Source organism: Coprococcus sp. HPP0074, assembly GCF_964238105.1.
Classification (GTDB): domain Bacteria; phylum Bacillota; class Clostridia; order Lachnospirales; family Lachnospiraceae; genus Faecalimonas; species Faecalimonas umbilicata.
In genome coordinates this window covers 158,889-171,273 of record NZ_CAXSKS010000001.1, presented here as the reverse complement: position 1 = coordinate 171,273, position 12,385 = coordinate 158,889, and the positions used below count along the sequence as shown (strand labels likewise).

10 protein-coding genes are annotated in these 12,385 nt (G+C 40.8%); 1 reads left to right on the top strand and 9 read right to left on the bottom strand.

The window, feature by feature from the left end; genetic code table 11:
* Window positions 1-230: 230 nt before the first annotated feature.
* Window positions 231-1,493: a helix-turn-helix domain-containing protein gene (locus tag ACESPO_RS00825; RefSeq protein ID WP_499788331.1), complete on the top strand. Its 1,263-nt coding sequence runs from the start codon at window positions 231-233 to the stop codon at window positions 1,491-1,493.
* Between the two features lie 40 nt (window positions 1,494-1,533).
* Here the strand turns inward: ACESPO_RS00825 and ftsY are convergent, their stop codons facing one another.
* The 9 genes from ftsY to ACESPO_RS00780 all read right to left on the bottom strand — a co-directional run bounded on the left by ftsY (window position 1,534) and on the right by ACESPO_RS00780 (window position 12,368).
* Entirely contained in the window at window positions 1,534-2,463 is a 930-nt protein-coding gene (gene ftsY / locus ACESPO_RS00820; protein ID WP_008975405.1) for a signal recognition particle-docking protein FtsY, read from the bottom strand.
* A 12-nt stretch (window positions 2,464-2,475) separates the two neighbouring features.
* Window positions 2,476-6,036, bottom strand: a complete 3,561-nt coding sequence (gene smc, locus ACESPO_RS00815) for a chromosome segregation protein SMC (protein WP_499788330.1) — start codon at window positions 6,034-6,036, stop codon at window positions 2,476-2,478.
* A 7-nt stretch (window positions 6,037-6,043) separates the two neighbouring features.
* Entirely contained in the window at window positions 6,044-6,733 is a 690-nt protein-coding gene (rnc, locus tag ACESPO_RS00810) for a ribonuclease III (protein WP_009261963.1), read from the bottom strand.
* A 77-nt stretch (window positions 6,734-6,810) separates the two neighbouring features.
* Entirely contained in the window at window positions 6,811-7,041 is a 231-nt protein-coding gene (acpP, locus tag ACESPO_RS00805) for an acyl carrier protein (RefSeq protein WP_008975401.1), read from the bottom strand.
* A gap of 34 nt (window positions 7,042-7,075) precedes the next feature.
* Window positions 7,076-8,110 carry a phosphate acyltransferase PlsX gene (gene plsX, locus ACESPO_RS00800; RefSeq protein WP_016438607.1) on the bottom strand — a complete coding sequence of 345 codons (1,035 nt, stop codon included), beginning with the start codon at window positions 8,108-8,110 and terminating at the stop codon, window positions 7,076-7,078.
* A 177-nt stretch (window positions 8,111-8,287) separates the two neighbouring features.
* Complete coding sequence (locus ACESPO_RS00795; RefSeq protein ID WP_016438606.1) at window positions 8,288-9,154, bottom strand: sugar phosphate isomerase/epimerase family protein; 867 nt, start codon at window positions 9,152-9,154, stop codon at window positions 8,288-8,290.
* An 87-nt stretch (window positions 9,155-9,241) separates the two neighbouring features.
* On the bottom strand, window positions 9,242-10,246 hold the full coding sequence (locus ACESPO_RS00790; RefSeq protein ID WP_499788329.1) for a Gfo/Idh/MocA family protein: 1,005 nt from the start codon (window positions 10,244-10,246) through the stop codon (window positions 9,242-9,244).
* Window positions 10,247-10,275: 29 nt separating this feature from the next.
* A complete protein-coding gene (locus ACESPO_RS00785) occupies window positions 10,276-11,469 on the bottom strand; it encodes a Gfo/Idh/MocA family protein (protein ID WP_008975397.1) in 1,194 nt (397 codons plus the stop codon).
* Window positions 11,470-11,483: 14 nt separating this feature from the next.
* Complete coding sequence (locus tag ACESPO_RS00780; RefSeq protein WP_499788328.1) at window positions 11,484-12,368, bottom strand: sugar phosphate isomerase/epimerase family protein; 885 nt, start codon at window positions 12,366-12,368, stop codon at window positions 11,484-11,486.
* Window positions 12,369-12,385 lie beyond the last annotated feature (17 nt).

Here is a 12,385-nt window from a genome sequence, read left to right as displayed (position 1 = left end):
CTTTTTCTTTCGGCATGTTTTGCTTTTTGTTCCTCTCCCAGCAACAAGCAGATCTTGGTATACACCTGTGTCACTGTCGGATGGGCAAAAAGACTTTTAGCATTCGGTCTGTCTTGACCTTGTTATTACTTTAACACATATTTTTTTTGAGCGAGAGTAGAATTCTCATTGATTTTCGTACTATTTTCATGTATTTTATTATTATATAGAATAATTTTAAGGAGATGAGTATGAAACAACCGAATATTTTTGCATTCCTCACAGACCTTTTGTACGCTACACTCAAAGTGCACTCTGCCGTCCTGACACCTCCATTTGAATCTTTGGAGCAGATTGACTTCGGACTGCGCAGAAAGATTTGGAGCGATTTTGACTACCAGACTCTACTCTACGGAGCACCAAATGTAACATTTGATAATTCTATTTATTTCATGGAAGATAATTTTTATTCACATTATATCATTTTTAAACATCCCGAGATTGCCAACAGTTATTATTATGTAGGTCCATTTCTCACCCGAACTGCGGATGATACCTTTCTTTTGGAAATTCTTCAGAAAAATCAGCTTTCCGAAAATATGCGTGATTCGCTCCGTACTTACTATAACACAATTCCACAGTTGGAAATGCGAACGATGATCGCCACACTCAACACAATAGGCAGTTATCTATACGGTGGCCCGGAATCTTACCTGGTCCATTTCATCACTGAAAACTGGGGAACAAATGACGTAAGCTACGAATCTTCTTCCACACCGGAGCTCTATCTTTCCATGGATGTCATGGAAGAACGTTATCGGATGGAGAACGAACTTCTAGAAGCGATTTCCAGAGGAGACCGGAGAAATGCACTAAAGTCTTTTCACGCATTTAGCTGCACTCGCTTTGAGAATCGGACAAAAGATCTTCTGCGTGATGCTAAGAATCGGCTTGTAATTTTAAATACGCTGTGCCGAAAAGCAGCTGAAAAGAGTTTTGTCCATCCTATCTATTTAAATGAAATTTCGACATCTTATGCCTTACAAATTGAAGACTCTTCTTCTGTTGAAGATTTAAATGCCTTGATGCTCGATATGATCCGGAGATATTGTCTGCTTGTTCAAAATCAGTCCATGATGAATTATAGCCCAGTCATCCGCAAAGCATTGAATTATATCCATTTTAATTTGCATCATCCACTCTCATTAAAATCAATTGCAGAAGTGCTGAATGTAAATCCAAACTACCTGTCAACCATTTTCAAAAAGGAACTTGAAATTACATTGACGGAATTTATCAACCAGCAAAGAATACACATTGCAGTGAAATTATTAAATACCACCGATCTGCAAATTCAGGATGTGGCATGGAGTGTAGGAATGAATGATGTCAATTATTTTACAAAACTGTTCAAAAAGGCGGTTGGTGTAACCCCAAGCTGCTATAAGAAAAATATCAAGCGGACCACACCTTATGATAATCAACCTTCATCTATCACACAGATTTCAATATAACAATGGAGCGGGCATTTTTCAATCCCGCTCCATCTATCTTTTATTCTTCTGTCGCAAACAATGCATTTACAAACTCATCCGGATCAAATTTTTGAAGATCCTCGATATGTTCTCCGACACCAATATATTTCACCGGAATGCCAAGTTCTGACTGGATTGCCACAGCAATTCCCCCTTTAGCTGTTCCGTCTAATTTAGTCAAAACAATTCCTGTAATATCTGCTGCTTCTTTAAATTCTCTTGCCTGTGCGAGCGCATTCTGTCCGGTTGTTCCGTCCAATACAACAAGTGTTTCACGATATGCTTCCGGAAATTCCCGGTCAATGATCCGATTGATCTTTTTTAACTCTTCCATCAGATTTTTCTTGTTGTGCAAACGCCCTGCCGTGTCACATAGCAGTACATCTGCCTTTCTTGCTTTTGCAGCCTGTACTGCATCATAAACGATTGCCGCCGGATCTGCTCCTTCCTGACCTCCGATCATATAGGCATCTGCTCTTCTCGCCCACTCGGTAAGTTGTTCCCCTGCTGCTGCGCGGAAAGTATCTGCCGCTGCTAAAACAACTTTCTTTCCTTCTTCTCGAAGTTTTCCTGCAAGTTTTCCAACTGTTGTTGTCTTTCCAACACCGTTTACTCCAATGACAAGAACAACGGAAGTACGATTTTCAAATTCATATGCCGTATCTCCGATGCTCATCTGCTCTTTGATACTGTCAATCAGAAGCTGCTTGCATTCTGCCGGCTCCTTAATATGGTTCTCTTTTACTTTTGCCTTCAGATCTTCAATGATCTTCATCGTCGCATGGATTCCCAAGTCTCCCATGATCAATATCTCTTCCAGTTCTTCATAGAAATCTTCATCAATACTTGAAAATCCATTAAAAATGCTGTCAATTCCTGATACAATGTTATCTCTTGTCTTTGCAAGTCCAGATACCAGTCGTTTAAAAAATCCTTTTTTTTCTCCCATATCTATTTCCTCCTACTTTTCTAACTCATCTTCCAAAAGATTTACCGACACTAATGTCGATACCCCTTTCTCCTGCATCGTAATTCCGTATAGACGGTCTGCCGCTGTCATCGTACCACGCCTGTGCGTAATTACGATAAATTGTGTATGTTTGGTCAGTTTATGTAAATACTTTGCAAAACGCGTTACATTCGAATCGTCAAGCGCAGCCTCAATCTCATCAAGAAGACAGAATGGGGATGGCTTTAAATTTTGGATAGCAAACAAAAGTGCAATAGCCGTCAGCGCCTTTTCTCCACCAGAAAGCTGCATCATATTTTGCAGTTTTTTCCCCGGCGGCTGTGCAATAATGCGAATACCCGCTTCTAGAATGTCTTCATCTTCTAACAATTCGAGCGTTCCCTTTCCTCCGCCAAAAAGCTGTTTGAATACACTATCGAACTCCTTTGCGATCTTTGCAAACTGTTCTTCAAATTGTTTCCGCATCGCAATATCCAGTTCTTCAATAATCTGAACCAAAGTCTTTTCTGCCTCTACAAGATCATCATGCTGTCCTTTTAAGAATTCGTAGCGCTCAAGTACATTTTTGTAGTCCTCAATCGCATTGACATTGACTGTGCCAAGCGCTTTGATCTCTGTTTTTAATCTTTGAATTTCTTTCTTTAGAAGCACAGGATCAAGCAGCTCTTCTTTTCTCATTTCCAGTGCATGAGAATAGGTCAGTTCATATTCTTCCCACATGTAATTCATCAACTTTTCAGTCTGCTCTTCCAAAGCAGTCTTTTTGCTGTCCAAGCGAAAAGTTTCTTTGTCCAGATCAGAAAGATGACGGGATAAATCTTCCCGGCTCTGGAAAATTTCTTTCTGTACAAGCTGCAGTTTCTCTTTCTGCTCCATATAAGATGCCAGTTCCTCTTTTGCTGCATAAAGTTCTTCACTCAGCTGTACGATTGTTTGACGTAGTTTTAAAATCTGCCCTTCCCGCTCCGCAATCTCATTTGCCGCATGTTCTTTTCCGGCTTGAAGTGTTTCCTCCTCGTGTGATCTGCGAAACATTTCTTCTTCCATTCGTTTCACATTTTCCTGCAAAAATAGATTTTTTTGATCCAATGCAGCACTCTCAAGATGTGCTGCCTCTGCACTTTTCAGACAGATTGCTTCCTTCTCTTTCTTTTGCTCAACTTCTTTCTGCAATTGTTGGATTCTGCGCTGAAATTCTTTCTCAAGTAATTCAGACGTTTCAAGTTCCATCTGGATTGACTCTTTGTTTTCAAAAATTTCTGCCATCTGACGTTCCAGCCGCATTCCCTCCTGATGAATATCGGTAAATGCCTGGCTCGTTTCTCCCTGTCGCTCTTTTGCCTGTGCAAGATTCATCTTTACTGTATTTTGTTTCACATACAGGTTTTGAAGAATTTCTCGATTTTTTTCAAGATCTGCATAGCAAGCTGTCCGCTTCTCTTTATCCCGAATCACAGCAGATTGCATCTGCTGCATCTCCTGATACAGCCTTCTTACCGCTTTCTCATACTCTTCAATCTCGCGCCTTCTACTCAAAAGATTGCTTGTATTTTTAAAAGATCCTCCTGTCATGGAACCGCCGGGGTTCATCAGTTCTCCTTCCAGTGTCACAATCCGCAAAGACTGTCTGTATTTTCTTGCCAGTGCAATTCCATCCTCAATGGTATGAACAACAACTGTTCTGCCAAGTAAGTGGTCAATAAGCTTTTGATACTTAGGCTCTGCTGCTACCAGTGTGCTTGCAAGTCCTATAACCCCTTTCTCTTGTAATGCCTCTGGTTGTCGAATCCCGGAGGTTCCATTGATTGCAGTCAATGGTAAAAAGGTCGCACGTCCGTACTTATTCCTTTTCAGAAAATCGATCATGCGTTTTGCAGTCTCCTCACAATCCGTAACAATATTCTGAATGTTACCGCCAAGCGCTGTCTCAATTGCGATCTCATAGGTCTTATCAACTTTGATCAAGTCCGCCACAACCCCAAGAAGCCCTTTTTCTTCCTCTTTTCGTTCCATAATTTTGCGGATACTTCCTCCATAACCATCGTACCGCTCCGTCAAGTTTCTAAGAGATTCCAGTCTTGACTTCTCTCTGTGGAATGTTGTCTGACCGATCTGTAATTGCTCATTTTGATCTTTCAGCTGTTTTTGAAGCTGTTCGATCTCATCTTCCAGACGATTGCTCTCTGCCTGATGTTTTTCGATTTCCGCCTGGACTGTAAGAAAATCTTCCTCATATTTCTTTAATTGTGCTTCCTGTTCTCCGGAGTTGCTTTTCATCTCGATCAGTCGCTGATTCATCTGTGCCCGCTGAACTTTTGTCTGCTCCATCATCGTATCATAATGTTGCAGCTTCGCTTTTGTTACAGCACGATTTTCCAATAACTGCATCGTATCATTTTTCTTTTTTTCTACCGCCACAAGAAGTTCTGCGATCTGCGTCTGGATTTCCTTTAGATTTTCTTCTACCTGACGCTCTTCTATCTTTGCGCCAGAAATCTTTTCTCCCAATTGCTCCTGCTCTTTTGCAAATGCTGCTTTCTGTTCCTGATACTCTTTTAATTCTTTTGCAATTGCCAGAAGACGCTGATCATAATGGCTATCGCTCATCTTCGCAGTCCGGATCTGTTCCTCCAATACCTGGATCTGACTTTCCGCCTGCTGTTTTGCCAATGTTTTTTCATCTCGCTTTGTGCGACACCCATCCATCTGCAATTCAGCTTCAACAAGTTTCTGTTCTTGTTTCTCATAGGCATGTTTCAACGCTTCCTGCTTTTCCTTTGCTTCTGTCAGTTCTCTGTTGGCATCATCAAAAGATCGCTGAGCGGTTTCCATCTGTTCTTTCAGCCGAATCGTATCCATTAAAAACATATTAATATCATAAATTTTTAATTCTTCTTTTTTCTTCAGATAGATTCTCGCTGTTTCTGACTGCCTTCTCAGTGGCTCCACTTGTTTCTCAAGTTCTGACAAAATATCATTGACACGAACGAGATTCTGTCTCTCGTCTTCCAGCTTTCTGACAGAAAGATATTTTCGTCTCTTAAATTTGACAATCCCTGCCGCTTCATCAAAAAGCTCTCTCCGCTCTTCCGGCTTTCCACTTAAAATCTTATCAATCTGGCCCTGCCCGATGATTGAATACCCTTCTTTCCCAATCCCGGTGTCATAAAAAAGCTCATTCACATCTTTCAGCCTGCAAGCAGTTCCATTGATCAGATATTCACTTTCCCCAGAACGGTATAACTTTCTTGTGACAGTCACTTCATGATAGTCAACCGGAAGCTGATGATCCGCATTGTCCAATGTGATTGCAACCGAAGCATAACTTAAGGGTCTGCGGTTCTCTGTCCCCGAAAAAATAACATCCTGCATCGATCCTCCACGCAGCTGCTTTGCCCTCTGCTCTCCAAGCACCCAGCGCACTGCATCAGCGACATTACTTTTTCCACTTCCATTTGGTCCTACAATCCCTGTAATTCCATTATGGAACTCAAACAAAATCTTATTCGCAAAAGACTTAAATCCCTGCACTTCGATACTTTTTAAATACATCTTCCACCTACTGTTCTTTCTTTCTCAGCATCAAAATCGTCTGATATGCCGCCTCCTGCTCAGAAGCTTTTTTTGTTCTTCCACTTCCGGTTCCGTAGCATTCCTCTCCAATGTAGGCAGACGTTGTAAAAGATTTGTTATGGTCTGGACCTTCCTCCTTTTCAAGCACATATCTTACATTTTCTGTAAATTTCGCCTGAACCATCTCTTGAAGGATAGTCTTGCTATCATAAAAGAGCTTTTTGTTTTCCAGATCTGACAAAATAAATTTTTGAATGAACTCTTTTGCACTAGCAAAACCACCATCTAAATAAATCGCTCCGATCAATGCCTCCACGGCATCCGAAGTAATTGAGTCTCGCTGCCGTCCACCAGTTGCTTCCTCACCTTTTCCGAGTAAAAGATAGCTGCCCAACATCAATTCCTTTGCAACAAATGCAAGCGCAGGCTCACAGACAATACTTGCCCTCGTTTTCGTCAATTCACCTTCCGGCATAGAAGGATTGTCAAAAAAGAGTGCTTCACTCGTTGTAAGTTCTAATACCGCATCTCCGAGAAATTCCAACCGTTCGTTGCAGTCTTGCTTTTTCATATGTTTTTCATTTGTATAAGAACTGTGCATCATCGCCTTTTGAAGCAATTCTTTTTTCTGAAATGTATAACCGATTTTTTTTTCTAATTCCTTTAATCTCTGCATTCTGATTCTCCTCTGATAAAACGAAAAAGCCCGGATGGGCTTTCTCATTTATAAAATAATAGAAATATCGCCTGCTGTTAGTTTGTAGCATTCTTGATCTGTTCTACTGCATCCCCAACTGTTACAATGCTTTCTGCATCTTCATTTGCGATTTCAATGTCAAATGCTTCCTCAATTCCCATAATGATCTGGAAAATATCCAGCGAATCTGCTCCGAGATCATCTACAAAAGTTGTATCCATTGTGATCTCATCCGGATTTACATTTAATACGTCCACAATAATTTCCTGTAATTTTTCGAATTCCATAACTTGATTTCCTTTCTGCTATTCCACTTGATTTTTAGGATGTTGTTTCGTCTTTTTGCTTTTCTTCTTTCTGAATGTGCTCTCTGATCTTCTCATTGATCTTCTGTTCTTTGAAAGTCACACACTGTATGATAGAATTGGAAACTTCCTTTGCAGAAGAACTTCCATGCGTCTTCACGACAAGTCCATTCAATCCGAGAAGCGGTGCCCCACCATGTTCACTGACATCAAATGATTTCAATGTCTGCTTCAAAGCTGGTTTTACTAACAGTGCACCAATCTTACTTCTCAATGTAGACATCATCCCTTTTTTTATCTGGCTTGTGAGCGCCGCTCCGACACCTTCGTATAACTTCAAGATAACATTCCCGACAAACGCTTCACAGACAATTACGTCTGCCATCCCATGTGGAATCTCTCTTGCTTCAATGCTGCCGATAAAATGAATATCCTTACATGCCTTTAACAGTGGGAATGTTTCTTTTACAAGTGCATTTCCTTTCTCTTCTTCCGCACCGATATTAACAATTGCGACTCTTGGCTTCGCTATTCCCATCACATTCTCCATATAAACAGATCCCATTTTTGCGAACTGCACTAAATGTGACGGTCTTGCATCCACATTTGCCCCACAGTCAATCAAAAGAGAGACGCCCTTTTCTGTTGGAATCAACGGTGCAAGCGGCGGACGCTCCACGCCTTTAATTCTTCCAACAATCAGTTGTCCTCCGACAAGAACTGCACCAGAATTTCCAGCAGAGACAAAAGCATCTGCCTCTCCCTTCTTTACAAGATTCATCCCAACAACAATCGATGAATCCTTCTTCTTGCGGATTGCCATAACTGGCGGCTCTGCCGTCTCGATTTTTTCAGTGGCGCCGACAACCTCGATCTGCTCCTTCGGATATGTATACTTGTCAAGTTCCTCCCTGACCACAGCTTCCTGTCCGACGAGAAAAACTTTAATGTCCTGACGTCTGCTGACGGCATCCACAGCACCTTTCACCATTTCACCAGGTGCATGATCGCCGCCCATTGCATCCAGAACTACTTTTGTTAAATCAGCCATATTCATTCCTCCCAGCATTACTATTAATAATATTACTAGACATCTCTGCAAAAATCAATATAATTTTTTGTACTTCCCTCTATCACAAAAATCGCTTTATGTTTACCCATAAAGCGATTTTTTGTCACAGGATCGTTTCGTTCTCTGTCTGTTTTATTTTCTTTTTCTATTCCTAGATTAATCTAAATTAAACCAGTCAGCATATCCAAGTTTTTCCAGGTTTGCTTTGCTGATCTTTAAGCTTTCAAATGGATCTCTTCCATAAGTTGCATCCTGCTCGATCAAGAAGTACTCGCTTCCTCCTGCAAGACCTGCTTCGATACATTCTTTTACCGGAAGAGAACCTTCTCCAACTTCTGCAAATTCTACATTGCTTGTAAATGCAGCCATAAATGTTTCAGGATCAAATTTTCCTTCTGGAAGTTTTACTTCACCGATTCTGTAATCTTTTAAGTGAAGCAGACGGATTCGTCCGTCATATTTCTTAATAAATTCTACCGGATTTTCTCCTCCTCTGTGAATCCAGTGGATATCTAACTCAAATCCCATATGTTTTGTATTGTTCTTGATGATGTCTAATAAGTATTCTCCATCATATTTTACAAACTCTACATGATGATTGTGGTAGTATAAATCAATTCCATGTTCTTTTAATCTTCCAGCAACCTCATCTGCACGTTTTACAAAATCAAGCGCTTTTTCGCGGCTTCCCATACATGTCATCGGAAGCATACCGATACGAAGCATATCGCAGTTTAATGTCTTACAATCAGCTACGATTTTGTCAAAATCTGTTGTAAGGTATTCTCCTGGCATTCCTGGCATCATCGGCTCTAATGCTGCGCTGAGCGCTGCAATCTTAATTCCGAATTCTTCGCATGCTTTTTTCATTCCTGCTACGTTTTCTTCTGTCATCGGAACCTGAGATACTTCCACACAGTGATATCCCAGCTCTGCACATGCTTTTAATGTTCCATATGCACCTAATTCTGCAATTTTATCTTTGATTGTACTCATCTGAATACCAATTAATCCTTTTTTCATCAATGTTCCTCCTACTTATAAAAACAATCCGTTATCTTCTTTCGTCATGACACAGCCTGGTAAAAATGATCTTTTGCATGAGACATTTTATCGCACAGGCACATAACTGTTTGTTCTTCCAGACTCCTGGATCGCATCAATCAACTGAATGCTCATCTTTGCATCCTTCACTTTGATATAATTATCTGTTTCATCCTCAAGGCATTTGTAGAATCTGGCAATCAGTTTACTATGGCTCGCGCCATAATAAAACTTGCTTCCAGGCATCTTCTCATCCTCGATCAGTTTTTTCTGGGTACCATCCTCTTGCACTTCATAAAGTACATTATCCCGAATCAGAAATTCTCCTTGTTCGAGCTGAACTGCAATCTGTACAGATTCATTTTTATGGTTAGCGTTTGTTGCAAAAAACAGACCTCTTGCACCATTTTCATATTCCAGTCTCGCAGTCACAGTATCTTCAACTTCAATTCCATAATCTAAAAGCTGACTTACCGAAGCATGTACCCCTTTGATAGTTCCACCAAGAAAATATAAAAGATCCAGTGTATGCACAGACTGATTAATCATACATCCGCCGCCGGCAGTTTCCCATTTCCCGCGCCATGGTTTGATATCGTAATACTCCTTTGCGCGATACCATGGGACAATTCCTCTTGTTCCTGTAACTTTTCCGTATTTTCCACTGTCAATCAGCTCTTTTAACATCTCCACACTCTCATTCAAGCGATTCTGGAGACAAATTCCAATATGAAGCTCTGGATGCTCTGCTTCTAATTTTACATATTCTTCCGCTTCTTTTGTCGTAAGCGCTACCGGCTTTTCACAAAATACATTGCATCCCATCTCAGCTACTTCTTTTGCAACCGGATAGTGCAGGTAGTGCGGCAGACAGATATGGACACAGTCCGGCTGTGTCTGTTTTACCATTTCTTTGTAATCTGTAAAGAAAGGGACACCTTCCGGAAGCCCTTGATTGGCCTCCGGATTGATGTCGCACAGTCCGCAGAGTGTTATTTCTGGATTCGCAAGAATACCCGCAATATGAATTTGGGAAATATCCCCTAATCCAATGATCGCTGCTCTCTTCATCCTAACTCCTCCCATTTTCAATTGTGAAATTAACGTGTTGGGAATTTTCCTTCCTCTGCAATTTTCTTATTTAATTCAGCAAGATATACATCTTCGTCTACAGGAAGTTCTACTTCTTTTCCTAACCAGCTTGACAGAAGTGTTGCATTTGCAAGGTTTACTCCATTGATTCCGTCTGCTCCAGGAGCTAATAACGGTGTTCCTTCGATGATGTGTTTTGCAAAATCTTCCATAACAGTTGTGTGCTGTACTCCCCATCCATCTGTGTTCTCAAATGTTTCGATGTCGTACAGTCCGTCTGCTCCTGAAGAATTTCCCTGAGTCAGTTTTACAAGTTCCATCATAGACATTGTATCATTTAATTCTTTTTCTGATTTTTTCAGACGGTATACAGTTGCTTTCTTGCTGTCTTCCACAACAATCTTTCCACCGTCTAAGTCAATCTCAAAACGGTCTGTTCCGATTGGATCATGTGTACATGTGATAAAGCTTCCTGTTGCTCCGTTTGGATATTCTGTAACGATTGTTACATCGTTGTCAACGATAATATCTCTGTGAGCTCCGCAGATGATCTTTGCATATACTTTGCTTGGAACTCCACACATCCACTGCCATAAGTCTAACTGATGAGGAGCCTGATTTACAAGGACACCTCCACCTTCTCCGCCCCATGTAGCTCTCCAGTCGCTCTGACGGTAGTAGCTGTCCGGACGCCACCATGAGTTGATGATCCAGTTAGAACGACGAATTTCTCCAAGTTCTCCGGAAGCAACGATTTCTTTTACTTTCTGATATAATTTATTTGTACGCTGATTGAACATGATTCCGAAAGCTACCTCTGGGTGAGCTGCTGCACACTCGTTCATCTCACGAACAGATTTTGCATATACCCCTGCTGGTTTCTCTACAAGTACGTTCATTCCATGTTCCAGACAGTAAATTGCGATTTCTGTATGTAAGTAATGTGGAACAGTTGTGATTACTGCATCGACTGTTCCAGAAGCAACCATTTCTTTCCAATCTTTGAAGAAAGGAACTTCCGGATATTTTTCTTTGCACATTGCTTCCTTCTCAGGATCGATATCACAAAGTGCTCCTAATGCACAGTGCGGTGGGCATTCTGGTGCCGGCATTCCTGGGAATCCACCCTTTCCTGATAAAAATCCTGCATACGCGCCACCTTGCGCACCAATACCAATTAAACCAAATCTTACTTTTTCCATGTTTATATTCCTCCTTAGTTTGATTTCTCTATGGAATCTAAAATATCTATTAAAGCATGATACTGCATGGAGTAACCTTCTGCACCATCTTTTGCTTTATTTTCTTTAATAATATTTTCTGCATTCTCTGTCTCAAGAGACTGAAGTGCATCAAACAGTACCAGGTGCGGCTCCAATGTCAGGAAGCCTTGATAACCTTCCTCTTTGATCGCTCTTTTTAAGATTTCTGCAATCTTTCCTTCACCTGTTCCGCAAAGAACATTCTCCTTATCTGTTGTCACAGCATCTTTAATATGGATGTATGCGACATGGTCACGGAGCAATTTCCAGCATTCCATTGTATCTTCCCCGCACTGTACGAAATTCGCAAAATCAAATACCGATTTGAAATGCGGGCTTCCAAGTGCATCTAAAATGATTTTGCATCGTTCTTTGATATCACCATAAATATCTTTTTCATTTTCATGGATCATAACAACACTATATTTTGCTGCGATCGCATCAAACTTCTTTAATTTTTCAATAACAATCTCTTTGTAATCATCGGCATTCTTTCCTTCCGGAATAAAGAAGCTAAACATGCGAATATATTTACAATCAAGCACTTTACAGATTTTGCAGAGTTCTTCCATCTGCACAAGCTGTTTTTCAAATGCTTCTTCATCATCTACGTTAATCTTACCAATCGGAGATCCCAGAGAAGAAACTTTTACATTTGCTTCCCGCAATCTTGGCAGAAGCTTTTCCTCAACCTCTTCTGCTGTATAATCTGCGATGCCTTTCCCGTCTGCTGTTCTAAGAGAAATGTACTCCATTCCAAGAGAAGTCACAACACGAAGCTGTTCATCAAAATCCGGACTAATTTCATCTGCAAATCCAGAAATTAAAATATGTTCCATTTCTTCCACCTCTTTCT